The sequence below is a fragment of the Allobosea thiooxidans genome (genome assembly GCF_900168195.1).
Taxonomy (GTDB): domain Bacteria; phylum Pseudomonadota; class Alphaproteobacteria; order Rhizobiales; family Beijerinckiaceae; genus Allobosea; species Allobosea thiooxidans.
Genome location: NZ_FUYX01000022.1, coordinates 18,039 through 35,920, shown reverse-complemented (window position 1 = coordinate 35,920; position 17,882 = coordinate 18,039). Strand labels below are relative to the sequence as shown.

At 68.5% G+C, this 17,882-nt stretch carries 22 protein-coding genes; 9 read left to right on the top strand and 13 right to left on the bottom strand.

Annotated features, from left to right (window positions below):
• Window positions 1–30: 30 nt before the first annotated feature.
• Both B5Y19_RS24375 and B5Y19_RS24370 read left to right on the top strand, forming a co-directional pair.
• A complete protein-coding gene (locus B5Y19_RS24375; protein WP_055730675.1) occupies window positions 31–444 on the top strand; it encodes an MbcA/ParS/Xre antitoxin family protein in 414 nt (137 codons plus the stop codon).
• Window positions 441–1,154 (top strand): RES family NAD+ phosphorylase, encoded by a 714-nt coding sequence (locus B5Y19_RS24370; RefSeq protein ID WP_079592287.1) that lies wholly within the window; start codon window positions 441–443, stop codon window positions 1,152–1,154. The genes B5Y19_RS24375 and B5Y19_RS24370 overlap by 4 nt, the downstream gene beginning before the upstream one ends.
• An 18-nt stretch (window positions 1,155–1,172) precedes the next feature.
• Here B5Y19_RS24370 and B5Y19_RS24365 read toward each other — a convergent pair whose 3' ends face one another.
• Together B5Y19_RS24365 and B5Y19_RS24360 are read right to left on the bottom strand one after the other, a co-directional pair.
• Complete coding sequence (locus B5Y19_RS24365) at window positions 1,173–1,397, bottom strand: toxin-antitoxin system YwqK family antitoxin (protein WP_055730677.1); 225 nt, start codon at window positions 1,395–1,397, stop codon at window positions 1,173–1,175.
• A 45-nt stretch (window positions 1,398–1,442) separates the two neighbouring features.
• Window positions 1,443–2,228 (bottom strand): SDR family NAD(P)-dependent oxidoreductase, encoded by a 786-nt coding sequence (locus B5Y19_RS24360; RefSeq protein WP_055730678.1) that lies wholly within the window; start codon window positions 2,226–2,228, stop codon window positions 1,443–1,445.
• 179 nt (window positions 2,229–2,407) lie between these two features.
• Here B5Y19_RS24360 and B5Y19_RS24355 point away from each other — a divergent pair, with 179 nt between their 5' ends.
• Window positions 2,408–2,782: a YkvA family protein gene (locus B5Y19_RS24355; RefSeq protein WP_055730679.1), complete on the top strand. Its 375-nt coding sequence runs from the start codon at window positions 2,408–2,410 to the stop codon at window positions 2,780–2,782.
• A 111-nt stretch (window positions 2,783–2,893) separates the two neighbouring features.
• Here B5Y19_RS24355 and B5Y19_RS24350 read toward each other — a convergent pair whose 3' ends face one another.
• Complete coding sequence (locus B5Y19_RS24350) at window positions 2,894–3,868, bottom strand: NADPH:quinone oxidoreductase family protein (protein WP_055730680.1); 975 nt, start codon at window positions 3,866–3,868, stop codon at window positions 2,894–2,896.
• Window positions 3,869–4,058: 190 nt separating this feature from the next.
• Here B5Y19_RS24350 and B5Y19_RS24345 point away from each other — a divergent pair, with 190 nt between their 5' ends.
• The 3 genes from B5Y19_RS24345 to B5Y19_RS24335 all read left to right on the top strand — a co-directional run bounded on the left by B5Y19_RS24345 (window position 4,059) and on the right by B5Y19_RS24335 (window position 6,599).
• Window positions 4,059–4,658 carry a hypothetical protein gene (locus B5Y19_RS24345; protein ID WP_055730681.1) on the top strand — a complete coding sequence of 200 codons (600 nt, stop codon included), beginning with the start codon at window positions 4,059–4,061 and terminating at the stop codon, window positions 4,656–4,658.
• 231 nt (window positions 4,659–4,889) lie between these two features.
• Window positions 4,890–6,116, top strand: coding sequence for a dual-specificity RNA methyltransferase RlmN (rlmN, locus tag B5Y19_RS24340; RefSeq protein WP_055730713.1), 1,227 nt, complete (start codon window positions 4,890–4,892; stop codon window positions 6,114–6,116).
• Between the two features lie 3 nt (window positions 6,117–6,119).
• Entirely contained in the window at window positions 6,120–6,599 is a 480-nt protein-coding gene (locus B5Y19_RS24335) for a hypothetical protein (protein WP_055730682.1), read from the top strand.
• Between the two features lie 6 nt (window positions 6,600–6,605).
• Here the strand turns inward: B5Y19_RS24335 and ggt are convergent, their stop codons facing one another.
• A complete protein-coding gene (ggt, locus tag B5Y19_RS24330) occupies window positions 6,606–8,342 on the bottom strand; it encodes a gamma-glutamyltransferase (protein ID WP_079592285.1) in 1,737 nt (578 codons plus the stop codon).
• A 127-nt stretch (window positions 8,343–8,469) separates the two neighbouring features.
• Between ggt and B5Y19_RS24325 the strand changes: the two genes are divergently transcribed.
• The 3 genes from B5Y19_RS24325 to B5Y19_RS24315 all read left to right on the top strand — a co-directional run bounded on the left by B5Y19_RS24325 (window position 8,470) and on the right by B5Y19_RS24315 (window position 10,581).
• Window positions 8,470–9,072 carry a LemA family protein gene (locus B5Y19_RS24325; RefSeq protein ID WP_055730684.1) on the top strand — a complete coding sequence of 201 codons (603 nt, stop codon included), beginning with the start codon at window positions 8,470–8,472 and terminating at the stop codon, window positions 9,070–9,072.
• Between the two features lie 106 nt (window positions 9,073–9,178).
• Window positions 9,179–9,976: a TPM domain-containing protein gene (locus B5Y19_RS24320; protein WP_055730685.1), complete on the top strand. Its 798-nt coding sequence runs from the start codon at window positions 9,179–9,181 to the stop codon at window positions 9,974–9,976.
• Window positions 9,976–10,581 (top strand): TPM domain-containing protein, encoded by a 606-nt coding sequence (locus B5Y19_RS24315; protein WP_055730686.1) that lies wholly within the window; start codon window positions 9,976–9,978, stop codon window positions 10,579–10,581. The genes B5Y19_RS24320 and B5Y19_RS24315 overlap by 1 nt, the downstream gene beginning before the upstream one ends.
• 21 nt (window positions 10,582–10,602) lie before the next feature.
• On the opposite strand, the gene B5Y19_RS24310 is transcribed toward B5Y19_RS24315, so the two are convergent.
• The 9 genes from B5Y19_RS24310 to B5Y19_RS24270 form a co-directional block, all read right to left on the bottom strand.
• On the bottom strand, window positions 10,603–11,367 hold the full coding sequence (locus B5Y19_RS24310; RefSeq protein ID WP_055730687.1) for a DUF1223 domain-containing protein: 765 nt from the start codon (window positions 11,365–11,367) through the stop codon (window positions 10,603–10,605).
• Between the two features lie 68 nt (window positions 11,368–11,435).
• A complete protein-coding gene (locus tag B5Y19_RS24305) occupies window positions 11,436–12,371 on the bottom strand; it encodes a lipid A biosynthesis lauroyl acyltransferase (RefSeq protein WP_055730714.1) in 936 nt (311 codons plus the stop codon).
• 158 nt (window positions 12,372–12,529) lie between these two features.
• Window positions 12,530–13,552 (bottom strand): zinc-binding dehydrogenase, encoded by a 1,023-nt coding sequence (locus B5Y19_RS24300; RefSeq protein ID WP_055730688.1) that lies wholly within the window; start codon window positions 13,550–13,552, stop codon window positions 12,530–12,532.
• A 15-nt stretch (window positions 13,553–13,567) separates the two neighbouring features.
• Window positions 13,568–13,852 carry a type II toxin-antitoxin system RelE/ParE family toxin gene (locus tag B5Y19_RS24295; RefSeq protein ID WP_055730689.1) on the bottom strand — a complete coding sequence of 95 codons (285 nt, stop codon included), beginning with the start codon at window positions 13,850–13,852 and terminating at the stop codon, window positions 13,568–13,570.
• Complete coding sequence (locus tag B5Y19_RS24290) at window positions 13,849–14,097, bottom strand: CopG family ribbon-helix-helix protein (protein WP_055730690.1); 249 nt, start codon at window positions 14,095–14,097, stop codon at window positions 13,849–13,851. Before B5Y19_RS24290 ends, B5Y19_RS24295 begins: the two co-directional genes overlap by 4 nt.
• 55 nt (window positions 14,098–14,152) lie before the next feature.
• Window positions 14,153–14,899 carry an SDR family oxidoreductase gene (locus tag B5Y19_RS24285; RefSeq protein ID WP_055730691.1) on the bottom strand — a complete coding sequence of 249 codons (747 nt, stop codon included), beginning with the start codon at window positions 14,897–14,899 and terminating at the stop codon, window positions 14,153–14,155.
• Window positions 14,896–16,176 (bottom strand): beta-ketoacyl-ACP synthase, encoded by a 1,281-nt coding sequence (locus B5Y19_RS24280; RefSeq protein WP_055730715.1) that lies wholly within the window; start codon window positions 16,174–16,176, stop codon window positions 14,896–14,898. The genes B5Y19_RS24285 and B5Y19_RS24280 overlap by 4 nt, the downstream gene beginning before the upstream one ends.
• A 10-nt stretch (window positions 16,177–16,186) precedes the next feature.
• Complete coding sequence (locus B5Y19_RS24275; protein WP_055730692.1) at window positions 16,187–17,332, bottom strand: beta-ketoacyl-ACP synthase; 1,146 nt, start codon at window positions 17,330–17,332, stop codon at window positions 16,187–16,189.
• Entirely contained in the window at window positions 17,329–17,793 is a 465-nt protein-coding gene (locus B5Y19_RS24270; RefSeq protein ID WP_055730693.1) for a 3-hydroxyacyl-ACP dehydratase FabZ family protein, read from the bottom strand. The genes B5Y19_RS24275 and B5Y19_RS24270 overlap by 4 nt, the downstream gene beginning before the upstream one ends.
• Between the last annotated feature and the right edge of the window lie 89 nt (window positions 17,794–17,882).

Sequence of the window (17,882 nt, the reverse complement as noted above, 5' to 3'; positions counted from 1 at the left end):
TCCATTTTATGCCAAATGGAGAGCAACGCCATGTCGGCCCTGCTGCGCATCGAGACGGCCCAGCGCGACTTCGTCCCCGATCCGATCAGCGATGACGAGGCGGCGGCGATGTTCCGCGCCGCCGTGAACCTGTTCCGGCTCTGGCGGATCACCGACGACGAGGCGGCGGTGCTGATCGATCTGCCGGTCAGGACCTACCGGCGCTGGAAAGCCGGCGAGCTCGGGCGCATCTCGCGCGACGGCAAGGCCCGACTCTCGAACCTGATGGGCATCCACAAGGCGCTGCGGCTGATCTTCACCGAGCCGCAGCGCGGCTATGACTGGATCAAGCGGGCCAATGCCGATTTCGGCGGGAAGTCAGCGCTGGATGTGATGCTTGGCGGCGAGCTCACCGACCTGATGCGGGTGCGCCGCCTGCTCGATGCCGAGCGAGGCGCCTGGTGATCGACCCGGCGAGCCTGCCGGTCGCGGAGATCGAGTGGCACGGTGCGGTCCGGATCATCCGCAGCATCTTCCCGCCGATCGACCTGTTCGAGGATATCGCCGATCCGGCCGACTGGCCGCTGCTGATCGCGGCGGAGCAGAAGACCAATCCGCGCCTGATGGAGACGATCGGCAATCTCGATCTGGTACCGGCGGAGCGGCGCGTGTCGGGGCCGGGCGCGAGCTGGCTGATGGCGCCCTTCACCCATGTCAGCCCGGACCGGCCGAGCCGCTTCAGCGACGGCAGCTTCGGTGTGCTCTATGTCGCCGACCGCTTCGAGGTCGCGCTGCTGGAGACGATCCACCACCATTCCCGCTTCATGCGGGCGACGTCCCAACCGCAGGGCTGGACCTCGCAGTTCCGCGAGATCGTGCTCGACATCGACGCCGCGCTGCACGATCTGCGCAGAAGCGGCGACGAGGCGGCGGCGCTGCTCGATCCGGACAGCTACGCGGCGTCCCAGGTACTCGGAGGCCGGCTCCGCGATGCGGGTGCGGAGGGGATCGTCTATCCGAGCGTGCGTTCCCCCGGCGGCGAATGCGCCGGCCTGTTCTATCCCGACGGCGCCGGCCATCCGGTGCAGGGGCGGCATCTCGACTATCACTGGAACGGCGAGCGGGTGGACCTCTACCGGGACCGCAGCGCCGGCGAGGTCTATCGCATTCTCTGACGGTGGCGGATGCGCGGCTCAGCCCTCGGCCCGGCGCATCTGCGTCACCTTGTAGACGCGGCCGGCCGAATCATAGGTGGTCCATTCGCCGACCTGCTCGCCCTTGTCGAAATGGCCGGAGCGCAGCTTCGTCCCATCCTTGCGAAACCACTCCCAATAGCCGGTGGGTCCATCGTCCAGCGTCTGGCCGCGTGCCCAGAGGCTCCCGTCCTTGTGGCGCTTTTCGAACGGTAGGGGCTTCATGAAAGCCTCCCCGTGATTGCGAGCTCGTTGAAGACAGGTACCGCGCTATTTCGGCGCCAGCCTGATCGCGCCGTCCAGGCGGATCGTGGTGCCGTTCAGCATGTCGTTCTCGACGATGCTGCGGGCCAGCGCGGCATATTCCGCCGGCCTGCCGAGGCGCGAGGGGTGCGGCACCGAGACGGCGAGCGAGGCCTTCGCCTCCTCGGGAAGACCGGCGAACATCGGCGTCTCGAACAGGCCGGGCAGGATGGTGACGACGCGGATGCCGATGCCGGCGAGATCGCGCGCGATCGGCAGCGTCATGCCGGCGACGCCGGCCTTGGAGGCGGCATAGGCCGCCTGGCCGATCTGGCCGTCCTCGGCCGCGACCGAAGCCGTGCAGATGATGACGCCGCGCCCGCCATCGGCGGTAACGGGATCAAGGCCGGCGAGCGCCACCGCCGATTTGGCGATGACACGGAAGGTCCCGGTCAGGTTGATCGCGACCGCCTTCTCGAAGGTGGCGAGGTCATGGGCGACGAGCTCGCCAGTGTCGCGCTTCTTCGAGACGACGCGGCGGCCGGGCGCGATGCCGGCGCAGTTCACGATGATGCGAGCGATGCCATGGGCGGCGCGCGCCTTGGCCAGCGCCTCGTCCACCGAGGCCTCATTGGTCACGTCGCAAGTGCAGAAGACCCCGCCGATCTCCTTCGCGATCGCCTCGCCACGCTCGGCATTGAGGTCGAGCAGCGCGACCTTGACGCCCTCACCCGCGAGCATGCGGGCGGTCGCCTCGCCGAGGCCGGAGGCACCGCCGGTCACGATCGCGGCGAGGGAGGAATCGAGCTTCATGATGCGTTTCCCGTCCATTCTGGTCCTGAACCCGGTTTAGAGGGCGTTTCGCGCCGCTCCAAGCGGGTTTTCCGGCAGGCCTCTTGTGCAGGATTGCGACGGGGCCATCTTTCGACATGGCGCGCCGATCGGGAGCGCGCGATCATCGGCGTCCCCAGGCGCCAAGGAGCAAGACAGGAATGACCGAGGGGTTCAGCGCCCGCTTCAGCCGCGAGGAGATGGAGGCGATCCGCAAGAGCCTACGCGACGAAGCGAAGTTCGGCGCCGACTTCATGGGGCGGCTGAAGCGCGTCGCGAAACGCATTCCCTTCGCCGAGGATCTGCTGGCGGCGTGGTTTTGCGCGCGCGATCCGGCGACGCCGCGGCGTGTGCGGATGACGCTGCTCGCCGCGCTCGGCTATTTCGTGCTGCCGGTCGATGCGCTGCCGGACATCATGCCGCTCTTCGGCTTCACCGACGATGCGGCAGTGATCGCCGCGGCGATCGCGGCGGTGGCCGGCTCAATCACGGTCGAGCACCGTGAACGGGCGAAGCAGGTGCTGGCGGAGCTTTGATCCAGCGGCGTCACGCCCGGGCTTGACCCGAGCCTCTCGGAAACCAGTGCCTTCTCGCCCCGAGTTTCTCGGGTCGAAGCTTTGCTTCGCCCGAGAATGACGTGGACCGATCTACAGCGTCAGCACGACCTTGCCCTTGGCCTTGCGGTCTCCGATCAGGGCATAGGCCTCGGTCCAGCGCTCGAGCGGGAAGGTCGCATGGACATGGGCGCGGATATGGCCGCTCGCCGCCCAGTCGAGGAGGCGCTCCATGTTGCGCCGATGCGCGGCGGGCTCGCGCAGGACGAATTCCCCCCAGAAGACGCCGCGCAGGTCGCAGCCCTTGAGCAACAGCAGGTTGAGCGGGATCTTGGGGACCTCGCCACCGGCGAACCCGACGACGAGATAGCGGCCTTCCCAGGCCATGGCGCGCAGGGCCGGCTCGGCGAGCTCGCCGCCGACCGTGTCGTAGAGCACGTCGACGCCGCGCCCGCCGGTGAGTTTCTTCAGGCTGCCCCGGATCTCGTGCCGGCCGTAGTCGACCTCCTCCTGCGCGCCGTGCTCGCGGGCGAGCGCGAGCTTGTCGGGGGAGGAGGCGCAGGCGATGACATGGGCGCCGAGCAGCGCGCCGATCTCCACCGCGGCCAGACCCGCCCCACCGGAAGCACCGAGGATGGCCAGGGTTTCGCCGGGCTTGAGGCGGGCGCGCTGGATCAGCCCGTGCATGGCGGTGCCATAGGTGACGAACAGACCCGCCGCCTGCGCGTCGTCGAGACGGTCCGGCACGCGCAGGAGCGCCTCGGCGGGGACCACGACCTTCTCGCGCGCCGCGCCGAAGCCGAGCCAGGCCGCGACCCGCTCGCCGACCTGCCAGCCGGAGACGCCATCGCCGATGGCCGCGATCGTGCCGGCGCATTCGGCACAGGGCGAGAACGGGAAGGCCGGCTTCGTCTGGTAGCGCCCCCTGATGATCAGCGTGTCGAAGAAATTGAGCGCGGCCGCCGTGACGGCGACGACGACCTCGCCGGGCCCGGGCTTCGGCTCGGGCAGGTCACGGATCACGAGATCTTCGGCCGGGCCGTGACGTTCGCAGAGCAGTGCCTTCATCGTCGATCCGCCGTCGCCGTTTCTTCCGCAGGATTGTGCCATGGGTGCTCCTCACGCGGAACCGCGGTGTCACGGCGCCATTCGCATTTTCGCCAGGATCGTGACACTCTATGCCGCCGCCCCGCGCGGCTCCGCCTTCTCTTCAGGTGGTGAACGCGGTGTTAAGATTTTTAGTGACTGATGGCGGTCCATGATCAGCTCGTTCTTCCGCACCCCCCAAGCCGCTGTGTTCCGTCTGGCTGTTGCCGCCCTGTTGGCGGGTAGCGCGGCCGTCGTGCTGATGCCGAGCGATGCCGCGGCCCAGCGCGCCAAGCCGGCCGCCACGGCTGCTGCCGCCACCCCCGGGCAGGGGCAGGCCATGCTGCTGGAAACGGCCGGCAAGTGGCAGGCCTTCTCGTCGCAGCAGGGCCGCTCCAAGGTCTGCTATGCGCTGTCCAAGGCGGAGGCCCGGCTGCCGGCCAACCTCAAGGATGTCGAGGGGCTGCTCTTCGTCTCCAACCGCCCCGGCGAGGGCGTGCGCAACGAGATCAGCTTCGTCATGAATTTCGACGTCAAGGAAGGCGTCGAGCATCAGGCCATCATCGGCAACGAGCGCTTCGCGCTGGTCGCCAAGGGCCAGAACATGTGGCTGAAGAACCCGGCCGAGGAGCCGCGCATGCTCGACGCGATGCGTCGTGGCGCCGGGCTCGAAATCAAAGGCACCTCGAAGAAGGGTAATCCGACCAGTGACAAATACTCTCTCGCCGGCATCAGCCAGATCGTGAAGCGGGCCGAAGACGCCTGCAAGTAAGGTCGATCAGCGAGGCCATGCGGCCAAGCTCCGGAGGCGCGTCATGCTCGGGCTTGGCCCGGGCATCTCGTTCCGGAAGGAGCCGCAGGCGCCTTCTCGTCCGGAGTTTCTCGGTTCACCGCTTCGCTCCGCCCGAGAATGACGGCGGGAAGCGATTTCCGGTTTTCCCATAATTGTGGTAGGGAGCGGCGAAATCCCGCGCCTTTTCCGATGGGCGACGACAGAGCTCCGATGACCGTGACCGTTTCCGCTACCGCCGCCCCGGCGGCCGAACCCGTTTTGCGACGCCCCTCGCTTGTCGGGCGCACCCGCGCCGGCATGGCCGAGGCGCTGGCCGAGATCGGCGTTCCCGAGAAGGAGCGGCGCATGCGCGTCGGCCAGCTCTGGAACTGGATCTATCATTACGGCGTGCGTGAATTCGACGCGATGACGACGATCGGCAAGGGGCTGCGTGGTCAGCTCGCCGAGCATTTCTCGCTCGACCTGCCGAGCGTCACCGCCGAGCAGGTCTCGACCGACGGCACGCGCAAATGGCTGATGCGCATGCCCTCGACCGGCCCGCATGACCGTGGCGCCGAGATCGAGTGCGTCTATATTCCCGAGGTCGACCGCGGCACGCTCTGCGTCTCCAGCCAGGTCGGCTGCACGCTGACCTGCACCTTCTGCCACACCGGCACGCAGCGCCTCGTGCGCAACCTCAAGACCGAGGAGATCGTCGCGCAGCTGATGGTCGCGCGGGAGCGCCTCGGCGATTTCCCGAACCGCAAGCCCCCGGAAGGCGCCTTCGTGCCGAATGATGGCGGGCGCTTCGTCTCGAACATCGTCTTCATGGGCATGGGCGAGCCGCTCTACAATTTCGACGGCGTGCGCGACGCGATCGACGTGATTACCGACGATCAGGGCCTGTCGCTCGGGCGCCGGCGCATCACCGTCTCGACCTCGGGCGTCGTGCCGCAGATCGGCCCGCTCGGGGCTGAGATGGGCACGATGCTGGCGATCTCGCTGCATGCGGTGCGCGACGATCTGCGCAACGAGCTGGTGCCGCTCAACAAGAAGTATCCGATCAAGGATCTGCTCGAGGCCTGCCGGAACTATCCCGGCCTCTCGAATGCGAAACGGATCACGTTTGAATACGTCATGCTCAAGGGCGTGAACGATTCCGACGCCGAGGCGCGCGAGCTCGTCCGGCTGCTCAAGGGCATCCCGGCCAAGATAAACCTGATCCCGTTCAACCCCTGGCCCGGCACGAAATACGAATGCTCGGACTGGGATCGGATCGAGCGCTTCTCCGAGATCGTGTTCCGCGCCGGCTACGCCTCGCCGGTCCGCACCCCGCGAGGGCGCGACATCCTCGCCGCCTGCGGCCAGCTCAAGAGCGAAACCGAGAAGCTCTCCGCCCGCGCTCGGCTGATGCTGGACGAGGCACAGGCGGCTGCGCCTGCGGTGGCCGCGGAGTAAGCCTTGCTGCGCTGGATCCTTCTGATCCCCTTCGCCTGCATCGTCGCGATGGGGGCCGGGATGTTCTTCCTCGCCATGGCGAGCGTCGCTTCGCCGGCGGTGGCGCTGCTGATCGGCGGCGGCATCGAACGGCTGGTCGACATCCTGTTCGGGCTCGCCGAGAGCGGCATCGACCCGGCGCCGGCGGCGCAGGCCGCCTTCGCGCTGATCGGCCGACTGGGGCTTGCGATCATCGTCGTGCCGGTCGTGCTGGTCGCGATCGGCAGCGAGCTCTTCCGGCTGCGCAGCGGGCTGCTGCAGAGCGGGTTCACCGGCCTGCTGGCGGCGCTGCTGCCGCTCGCCATGCTGCGTCTGTCGCGAGCGCCCAGCCCCGCCGAGATCCAGATCATCTCCGGGCTCTTCCTGGTCGGGGCGGCGACGGGCTTCGTCTATTGGCTGATCGCCGGGCGACAGGCCGGCGGCGAGCGCCCGGCCCAGCCCTGAGCGGGCTCAGTCGCCGATCGCCACGCCCTCGCGCCGCCCGTCGGCGCCGCCGAGGAAACCTTCCGGCGTCTTGACGATGGCCTGCGTGCCTGAGGTCATCTCCAGCAGCCGGACCTCATGGCCCTTGGCTTCGAGCGCAGCCTTCCAGCCTTCCGCTTCCGTGCCCTTCTCCAGCTCTGTCGGGCCATTGCGGCTGCCGAAATTGCCGAAATCCACCGCCTGTTGCGGGTCCATCTTCCAGTCGAGCAGCGCAACGAGCGTCTTGGCGACATAGCCGATGATCTGGCTGCCGCCGGGCGAACCGACGACGGCGTAGAGACGGCCGAAGGCGTCGAAGACCAGCGTCGGCGCCATCGAGGAACGCGGCCGCTTGCCGGGCTCGACGCGGTTGGCGACGGGCTTGCCGTCCTCTTCCGGAGCGAAATTGAAGTCGGTCAGCTCGTTGTTGAGAAGGAAGCCGCCCTTCGTCATCAGGCGCGAGCCGAATCCGTCCTCGATCGTCGTCGTCATCGCGACGGCGTTGCCGTCGGCATCGACCACCGAGATGTGGCTGGTGCCGTTCTCGATGCCCTCCGAGGGGGCGATGAGCCCGGCGCGCCGATGCGGTGGATCGCCGGCCTTCGCCTTGCCCATCGAGCGTTCCGGGCTGATCAGCTGGGCGCGCGAGCGGATATAGTCGCGGTCGATCAGGCCGCGCACCGGCACGCTGAAGAAGGCGGGGTCGGCGAGATAGAGGGCACGGTCGGCGAAGGCGAGCCGGCCGGCTTCGCTGAACCAATGCGCCGCCTCGGCCCCGGGGCCGCTCCGGCGCAGGTCCTGCGCCTCCAGGATGCCGAGCATTTGCTGGAGGGCGACGGCGCCCGAGCTCGGCGGCCCCATGCCGCAGAGGCGCCAGATCCGGTAGCCGCCGCAGACCGGCTCGCGCTCCTCGATCCTGTAGGCAGCGAGATCGGCCAGCGTCATATCGCCGGGATTGGTGGGGTGGCCCGTCACCGTCGCGACGATGTCCTCCGCGATCGGCCCTTCATAGAGGGCCTTCGCACCCTGGGCTGCGACGGCGCGCAGCGTCGCGGCGAAGGCCGGGTTCCTCAGGAGGGTTCCGACGGCCTTGGCCTTGCCGTCGGGCTCGTAGAAATAGGCGGCAGCGAGCGGGTTCTTCGGCAGGCTGGCCTCGCCCGCGAGCAGCCCGTTGAGGCGCGGCGAGATCGCGAAGCCCTCCTCGGCGAGCTTGAGGGCCGGCGCGATCAGATCGGCCCAGGGCAGCTTGCCCCAGCGGCGATGCGCATCCTCCAGAAGCTTCAGCGTCCCCGGCACGCCGACGGAACGGCCGCCGACCACCGCCTCCCGGAACGGCATCGGCTTGCCGTCCTTCATGAAGCGGTCGGGCCTTGCCGCCGCCGGCGCTGTCTCGCGCCCATCGAGCGTCGTCACCTTGCGGTCTTCTTCGTCCCAATGGACAAAGAAGGCGCCGCCACCAATGCCGGAGCTTTGCGGCTCGACCAGGTTGAGCACGAGCTGGATCGCGATGGCCGCGTCCGTCGCGCTGCCTCCGGCGCGCAGGATGTCGCGGCCGGCCGAAGCGGCGAGCGGGTTGGCCGCCGCCGCCATGAAGCGCTGGGCGGTGCCGAGCGCCCTCGCGGCGCGTCCGGTTGCCGCCTCGGGCGCGGGGGCGAGCTGCTGGGCAAAGGCGGGCTGGGTCGCCGCCAGGACGGCGGCGAGAGGCAGGATAAGAGCCAGGCGCATGGGCAAATCTCCGCGGCAGGCGTGCAGGATAGGTCATTCGCAGCCGCTTGCCAGCTTGGAGGGGCGGGCCGCGACAGGTAGAGTTCCGAATCGAACCATCCTGACACTGCCAAAAGGGGTTTTCGGCATGTCGTTTTCTGCCCGTTTCCGTCGTCCGCTGGCCTGGCTCGTCCTGGGTCTGATCGGCATCGCTGTCGCCGGTTGCGGCTACAACAACGTGCCGACACTGGAGGAGAAGGCGAAAGCGGCCTGGTCCGAGGTGCAGAACCAGTACCAGAGGCGGGCCGACCTGATCCCGAATCTGGTCGAGACCGTGAAGGGCTATGCGGCCCAGGAGCGCGAGGTGCTGACGGCGGTGATCGAGGCGCGCGCCAAGGCGACGCAGGTCAAGGTCGACGCCTCGACCGTCAACGATCCCGTCAAGTTCAAGGAATTCCAGGACGCGCAGAACCAGCTCACCGGCGCTCTCGGGCGGCTGCTCGTCACGGTGGAGCGCTATCCGGAGCTGAAGTCGAACCAGAACTTCCTCGCGCTTCAGTCGCAGCTCGAAGGCACCGAAAACCGGGTCGCCGTGGCGCGGCGCGACTACATCCAGGCGGTGCAGGCCTTCAACACCGAGATCCGCACTTTCCCGGGCGTGATCTGGGCGAAGCTGTTCTGGGGCGCCAAGCCGATGGAGACCTTCACCGCCACGGCCGGGGCCGAGCGGCCGCCTGCGGTGAAGTTCTGAGGCTGTCGACCGAGCGCGGGTGATGTCGACAAGGCCGTCATGCCAGGGCCAGACCCGAGCATCTCTTGCCGGGAGCTCCCGGGGCGACGTTCCGCTTCGCCCGGGAATGACGGTGCTGCGCGCGATCGCGACCTTGTTCCTGCTGGTCTGCGTCCTGCCGGCCTTCGCCGCCGAACTGGCCTATCCGGCCCTCAGCGGCCGGGTCGTCGACGGCGCCAATTTGCTCGCGCCGGACGTGCGGCAGCGGCTCGAGGACAAGCTCAAGGCGCATGAGGACAAGACCTCGGACCAGGTCGTGGTCGCGACGGTGCCCTCGCTGCAGGATGTGACGATCGAGGATTTCGCCAACGGCCTGTTCCGGCATTGGCAGCTCGGCCAGAAGGCCAGGAACAACGGCGTGCTGCTGATCGTCGCGCCGAAGGAGCGCAAGGTCCGCATCGAGGTCGGCTACGGCGTCGAGGGGGCGCTGACCGACGCGCTCTCCAAGGTCATCATCACCACGGCGATCGCGCCGAAGTTCAAGACCGGCGACTTCGCCGGGGGCATCGAGGCGGGCGTCGACGCAATCCTGACCATCCTCGCCGGCGATGCCGAGGAATGGCAGCGGCGCGCCGAGGTCCGTTCCGACGAGAGCACGCTCGGCGAGGACATCGCCGTCATCATCGCGATGTTCGTGATCTTCCTGTTCATCGTCGCCTTCCTGCGCGGCCTGAGCCAGCAGGGTGGAACCCGGCGGCATCGCCTGCGCAACGGGCAGTGGGTCACGCTGCCGCAGAGCACGGGCTGGAGCACGGGTTCCGGCTCGGGCTGGAGCGGCGGCGGAGGCGGCTGGAGCTCGGGCGGCGGCGGATTTTCGGGTGGCGGCGGCTCCTCGGGCGGGGGCGGGGCTTCGGGAGACTGGTGATGGATGCTGCCGACAGGGACGCGATCGCCGAGGCGGTACGGCGCGCCGAGCTGCAGACGGCGGGCGAGATCGTCGTCGTGATCGACCGGGCGGCGTCGAGCTATCGCACCGTGCCGGTGGTGATGGCGCTTGCGCTTGCGCTGTTCGTGCCATGGCCGCTGCTCTCGCTTTCGGCGATGAGCGCGCAGCGGATCTTCATGATCCAGCTGTTCTGCGCCGCCGCCCTGCTCGGGACCTTGCTCTGGTACGGTCGCGGCGGGCGCTTCGTCCCGGGTTTCGTCAAGCGCCGGCGGGCGCATGAGGCGGCGCTGCGCGAGTTCACGGCGCGCGGGCTGACCCGGACCAAGGGGCGCACCGGCGTGCTGCTCTATATCGCCCTGCAGGAGCGCTATGCCGAGGTGCTGGCGGATACCGGGATCGACGGGCTGGTCGATGACGGCGTCTGGCGCGGCATCATCGAGGCGCTGCTGGCGGCGGCGCGGGAGGACAGGCTGACCGAGGGCCTGATCAAGGCGGTCGACGCCGTCGGGGCCGAACTTGCCCGGCACGCACCGCCGGTGCCCGGCGATGTCGACGAACTCTCCAACAAGGTCATCCTGCTGTAGAGGCTCCCGCGGCGCCGGGCTTCAGCGTGCTGCCAGGCCCTTGGCGGCGGCGAGGATGGCGCCGGGCATCATGAAGCCATGCTTGCCTGGGCGCTCGGCCTGGACGATCACGACATAGCCGTCGGCATCCTGGGCCTGGGTCGCGCTCAACGGGGCGCTCAGCGTCGTCTCCTTGCCGTCCCAGTCGCCGACGCGGACCATGCCGCGCACGACATTGGCGTAGGACAGCGTCTTGCCCTCGTTCTCGCCGCGCGTGATCGGAACCGAAGCTTGGCGGGTCGTCGGCACGATCCAGACACCGGCGGCCTCCGTGACGGCGCGCGTCGGGGCAATGCGGATCTGAAGGCTGCCATTGTCCTCCTTCAGGGTGAGCTGCGCGGCGAAACCGGGTGTGGCGAGCTGGCCGATCGCCTTCTCGATCTCGGGTCTCTCCGAGCCCACGGCATGAGCGGCGCCGTTGATGACGACCTGCGGCGTATAGACCTGGCCGTCTCCCCGGGCCTTGGCGTAGAATTTCTGGCGCCTGGCGAAGGAATCCTTCCCGAGCGTGTCCTTCCAGCCGAGATAGTCCCAATAGGTCACGGGCAGGGTCAGCGCGATCAGCTCCGGGTCCTTCGCCAGCTCGACGATCAGCGCGTCGGCGGGCGGGCAGGAGGAGCAGCCCTGGCTGGTGAAGAGCTCGAGCACCGCCTTCGGCGCCTTGCCGGCCGTCTGCGCGAGGGCGGCCGTTGCACCGAAGATGAGCACGGCGACGGTCGCAGCGGATTGGCGCAGGACAGGGAGCATGATCTCGACTTTGAGGGCGATGTGTTTTCCGGAGGTTACCAAAGCCAGCAATTCGCCCTGGAGGGAAATCACGTTGCCTTGAAAACGGGCAGGGTCGCGCGGGCGTGATCGGATTGGGCCAGCGCCGCGGCCGAGATCATGTTCGGACGCCAGCGGCGGTGCATCCAAAGCCATTGCTCCGGGTATTCGCGCACCCAGCCTTCGACCACCGCGGTCATCATCGCCATCGCTCCTTGGACGTCGATCTCGCCGTCGGCGCCGCGCGGCAGGTCGAGCGGCGGCGTCAACTCGATGCGGAAGCGGTGGTTCGGCAGGCGGATGACGCGCACGCCATGGACCGGGCACTCGAAGCGGCGGGCGAACTTGCCCATGATCGGGTTGGTCAGCGCGGGGCGCCCGAGAAAGGGCACCACCACGCCGCGGGTGAAGTGCTGGTCGATCAGCATGCCGAGATGGCCGCCATTCTCGAGCACGCCCTGCATGGCGAAGGCTGCGCCCTGCTTCGCCGCTGCCAGCCCGCCCATGGCGCCGGAACGGATCTCATGGACCACCGCCGCGATGGCGGGGTCGTTCGGCGCGCGGAAGACGGCGGTGGTCTCGAGGTCGTAGGTCGCGGCGCAGATCGCCGGCAGCTCCCAATTCGCCAGATGGGCCGAGAAGATCAGCCCGGGCTTGTCGTCGTCCTTGAGCGCGATGAAATGCTCGATGCCTGCCACCTCGACGCGGGAGGGCTTGTCGGGGTCGTGGTAGTCGTAGTCGAACAGCGCCTTGAGATGCGCGTATTCGGCGGCGGTGCGGCCGAGATTCTCCCAGGCGGCGCGGGCGATGCGCTTGACCTCCGCCTCTCCCATATCGGGGAAGGCCGCGCGGATATTGGCGAGCGCGACCCGGTTGACCGGGACCAGGGGGCTTACGGCGCGCAGCAGCCAGCCCCCGAGATTGCTCGAGCGCTCGGGGCCGAGCAGGCGCAGGAACGCGAACAGCGCCCGGATCACGCCGATCATGACCGCCGCGCCGATGCGCGCGGCGACACCCTTCAATCGTCTCAAGTTCGGTCCAGCCTCAATCTCGCCCGTGCCGAGAGCAAGACCGGGCCTTGAAGGCGCGATCTGGGGCAGGATCGCGCCGACGTCAAGTCTTGCGCCGGCGCGGGCCGCTCCGCTCAGAAGGCGATGACGACCTTGCCGAAGACCTGCCGGCCCTCGATACGGGCAAGACCCTTCTCGAATTCCGCGAGCGGGAAGACCGAATCGATCACGGGCTTCATGCCGCCGGCCATCTTCTCCAGCGACTGGGCGATGTTCTCGATGCGGCAGCCGAAGGAGCCGGTGATGCGGTATTGCTGCTGGAAGAGCTGCATCAGGTTGATCGTCGCCGAGGGACCGGAGGTCGCGCCGCAGGTGACGAGGCGGCCGCCGCGCTTCAGGCAGAGCAGCGAGCCGTTCCAGGTGTCGGCACCGACATGCTCGAAGACGACGTCGACGCCCTTGCGGCCGGTGAGCTTGCGCACCACGCCCTCGAAGCGGTCCTCGCGGTAGTTGATGACATGGTCGGCGCCGAGCGCCTTGGCCTTGGCGCCCTTCTCGTCGTCGCCGACCGTCGTATAGACCGTGCAGCCGATCGCCTTGGCCATCAGGATCGCCGCCGTGCCGATGCCGGAGCCGCCGGCATGAACCAGAACCGACTCGCCGGGTTCGAGCCTCGCATTGTCGAAGAGCATGTGCTGGACCGTGCCGAAGCCGATCGGTGCGCAGGCGGCATCCTCGAAGGAGACGCCCTTCGGCGCCTTGATGGTCAAGCGGGCCGGGCGGTTGAGCAATTCGCGGGCGAAGCCGTCGATATGAAAGCCCATGATGCCGGCGACGTTCTCGCAGAGATTGTCGCGCCCCTCGCGGCAGGCCTTGCACTGGCCGCAGGTATCGGCGCCATAGGCGGTGACGACATCGCCGGGCGCGAAGCCCTCGACGCCCTCGCCGACGCAGACGATCTCGCCCGCTGCCTCGACGCCGGCCGCCTGCGGCATCTTGCGCTTGGCGAAGGCCATGCCGCGAAAGCCCCAGAGGTCGAGATAGTTCAGCGCCACCGCCCTGATGCGGATCTGCACCTCGCCCGGAGCAGGCGGTGGCGGCGGCTCGATCTCTTCGAGGCGGAGGTCACGGTCGCCATGGAGCTGAAGGGAGCGCATGAGGCAATCGGTCTTTCAGAGCTGGTCCGGCCATTGCCGGGAGGTGTGGAGAACCGCGAGGATTTCGACACGGCCGTCACGGACGCGGTAGGGCAGGACGTACGAAGTTCCGGGAACGACGAGTTCACGCGTGCCTTCGATGCGCCCCGGCCGGCCGCTGGCCGGGTGGTGGAGGAGTTGCGTCGGCGCGGCGCGGATCGTGCGGATCATCGACAGGGCGGCAAACGGGTTGAACTGCGTCAGGTAGCGTGCCGCATCGCGCAGATTGCGCTGGGCTCTCGGCGTCCAGACAATCCTCATTGTCGGTCGATCTTGGCCTGAATCTCAGCCTCGATCGCATCGAGATCTGCCTCGGTCACAAATTCCCCGCGATCGGCCTCGGCCAGGCCGGCCTTGATCTGCTCGACCTGCCAGGCATTCAGCTCGACATAGGTCTCGATCGCCTTGGTGGCGAGCCAGCTCCGCGAGCGATCGGTGTCGGCAGCGAGCGCGTCGAGCTTGGCCAGCATCTCGTCGTCGAGGCGGATGGTGAAGGCAGCCGTCATGTCGGTTCACTCTGGTTCGAAGTGAACCATATCACGGTCCGCCGCTTCGGTCGATTCAGCGATGGACGCCGAGCTGCGCGGTCAAGCCGCCATCGATCGGGAGCACGGTCCCGCTGATATAGGCGGCGGGTTCGCTCATCAGGAAGGCGGCAAGGCCCGCGACTTCCTCGGGTTTCGCGAAGCGGCCGGCCGGGATCTGCGCCTGCATCTTGTCGCGATAGGCGGCGTAGGGCGCCATCATGTCGGTGTCGACGAAGCCCGGCGCGATCACGTTGACGGTGACGCCGCGCTTGCCGGTCTCGACAGCCAGCGTCTTGGCATAGGAGATCAGTGCACCCTTCGAGGCCGCATAGGCGGCGTTGCCCGGGTTGCCGCGCAGTGCCGCGACCGAGCCGATCGCCACGATACGCCCCGCCTTGGCGCGGATCATGTTGCGCATCAGGCTCTTGGCAAGACGCGTGAAGGCCCAGAAATTGACCTGCATCGCCGCTTCCGCCTTGTCCTGCGCCATCATCGCGGCGAGCGAATCATAGGGCTGGCCGGCATTGTGGACGAGGCCGAAATAGCTCTCGCCCTCCCGCGCCTCGCAGAACGCGTCGAGCGCTTCCTTGTCGGAGAGATCGAGCGGCAGCGCCGTGATCGCGCGGCCGGGATGGCTCGCGGCGATCTCCTGCGCCAGCGCCTTCGCCTGCTCGGCCGAGGAGCGGAAGGTGAAGTCGACATCATGGCCGGCCGCGGCGAGCGCGCGCACGATCGCGGCGCCGACACCCTTGGCGCCGCCGGTGACGAGGATCCTGGTCATGCGGCCTCCGGGGGCGCCGTCAGCACGAGGCAGGTGTTCTGGCCGCCGAAGCCGAAGGAGTTGGAGAGGACCGTCCGCACCTTGGCCTTGCGCGCCGCGTTGGGCACGACGTCGATCGCGATGGCGGGGTCCGGGTTCGCATAGTTGATCGTCGGCGGGATCGTGCCGCTGGCGATGGTGAGGAAGGAGATCACCGCCTCGACCGCGCCGGCCGCCGTCAGCGTGTGGCCGATCATCGACTTGTTCGAGGAGATCGGCAGGCTGGCCATGCGCTCGCCGAAGACGGCGGCGCAGCTCATCGCCTCCATCTTGTCGTTCTCCGGCGTCGAGGTGCCGTGGGCGTTGATGTAGTCGACATCGTCCGGGGTCAGACCGGCATCGGCCAGCGCGTCCTGCATGGCGAGGATGGCGGGCTTGCCGTCCGGGCTCGAGCGGGTGCGGTGGAAGCCGTCGCCGCGCTCGCCACAGCCCGCGACGATGCCGAGGATGGTGGCGCCGCGCGCCAGTGCGTGGTCGTAATCCTCCAGCACGAGGGCACCGGCGCCTTCGCCCATGACGAAGCCGTCGCGGTTCTTCGAGAAGGGCTTGGCCGCGCCTTCCGGCGGGTCGTTCTGGGTCGAGAGCGCCGAAAGCAACGAGAAGCGGATCAACGCTTCGGCATGGATCGAGCCGTCGGTGCCGATGCACAAGGCCGCCTGCGTATCCCCGCGGCGGATCGCCTCGACGCCCATCTGGATCGCGGTCGCGCCCGAGGAGCAGGCGGTCGAGAGCGAGATCGGAGAGCCCTTGGTGCCGAAACGGTCGGCGATGTGGTCGGCGACGCCGCCGAAGACGAAGAGCTCATGCATCGGGCGGAACTTGCCGGTGGCGGCGGCACGCAGCAGGCCGTCATAATCGACCTCGCCCTCGATGGCCTGGGCCATCTCCTGCTTCTGCGGCCATTCCATCTCGACGGGCGGCACCGCCATGAAGAGCTCGCCCGGGAAATCGCCGGCCGCGCCGATGCCGCTCTGGCCGACAGCCTCTTCGGCCGCGAGCGTGGCGAGCTTCTCGGACAGCTGCGGGGCGGTGAAGGGGCCGTCGAACAGGAAATCGACCGTACCGCCGATGCTGGTCTTCAGGCCCTCGGTCGGGAAGCGCTCGATGCGGTGGATGCCGGATTTCCCGGCGGTCAGCGCCTGCCAGTTGGTGTCCTTGCCCTGGCCGAGCGAGGTGACGATGCCGAGTCCGGTGACGGCGACGAGCGGGCGGCCCTTGGCGTCGCGATGCGTGGTCATGGCTTCAACCTCACGCTTGAACGAGATGCGCGGCACCTTCGCCGCGCCAATGGCCGGCGCCGGTGACGACCGCTTCCCTGGCCTGCCCGGCGGACAGGGCGATTGCGGCGAGCGCCACCGAGACCGGGAAAGCGGCTTCAACACCGTGGCCGACGAGGTCGCCTGCGGCGATGCGCCTGGCCGTCGGGGCTGCCGCCTTCAGCGCGGCGGCTTCCTCGGCTGTGATGCCGGCGCAGCCGGTCGCGGCCGAGATCGCGAGCGCGTCGCCGGCGATCGGGCCGAAGCCGCCGACGAGCTTCGTCAGGGCGGATTCGACGCTGCCGGCCGTGCGGCGGCTGCGATCGGCGCCAACATGGCTGAGCTTGGCATGGGCGGTGGCGCCGCGCGCGGCGGCACGCTCGGCCGATTCGAGGACGAGGAAGGCGCCGGCACTGCCGGTGATCAGGCCCGGCGCGTCCTCGCGCGCAAAGACAGGCGCGAAGCCGTCGCGCCGGAGATAGCCGCCGAGCTCGAAGAGCAGCAGCATGTCGCGGCGCTCGGCATTATAGGCGCCGCCGACGAGCATGAGGTCGGACTGGCCGGAAGCGATGCGGGCATGCGCCGTGCGGATCGCGTCGACGCCGGCCTGCTCCTCCCCCATGAAGGTGCGCGAGGGGCCGGTGACGCCATGGACGATGGCGATGTTGCCGGCGAGCAGGTTGGAAAGCTGGGCGAGGAAGAGCGTGGGCCTGAGATCGCCCATCAGGCGCTCGTTCAGGAAGGTGCCCGGCTCGTTGGCGCCGCGCAGGCCGCTGAGAATGGCGGAATCGACGGCATGGTCGCGCTCGCCGCCGCCGGCGGCGACGATCACCTGCAGCGCGCTCTTGGCCTCGGCATCCTCCTTCAGCCCGGCGGAATCGAGGGCGAGCCCGGCGGCATAGACGCCGAGGCGCTGCCAGGGCTCCATCTGGCGCTGGTCGGACTTCTTCGGGATCTGCCGGTCGAGCTCCAGCGCCGCCAGCGGATGCACCGGATAGGGCTTGAAGCTCTCGGCGTCGACGATCGGCGGGCCGCCGGCCGCGAGCGCTGCGGCATGGGCCTCGACGCCTTCGCCGAGGCTGGAGGCGATGCCGATGCCGGTGATGGCCACATCGCGGCGATGGGGGGCGCTCGTCATGGCGCAGGCTCCGGCGTGAGGCCGATGGCTTCGATGCGGCTCTGCATCAGTGTGCGCATATCGGCGGGGAAGGGCATCAGGCGGAAGCGCAGCTCCGCATCGCAGATCGGCTTGCCGCCGCTCGTCAGCTTGACCTTGGTCGCGGCATAGCCGGAGCCTTCGATGACGAGCTCGGCGGTGGCCTCGAGCTCGGTCCGCGGCTCGACGAAGGTGCGGAAGCGCGCCTTGTCGACGGTCATCAGGAAAGGCATCTGGCTGAGGCCGTTGAGGCCGAGCAGCAGATAGCCGGAGGCCTGCGCCATGGTTTCGGTCAGCAGGACGCCGGGCACCAGCGGGTGGCCGGGAAAATGCCCTTCGAAGACAGGGCTCTCGGCGGGAACGGTCGAGCGCGTGACGATACGCTTCTGCGACGGATCGAAGGTCACGACCCTGTCGATCATGTCGAAATATTCGAGGCGCATGCGATCCTTGATCTGATGAGCGCCAGAACGGCGCGAGGCCGCGGCACGGATCAGGTCGATCCGCGCGACGGCCCCTATGCTCTATCGGG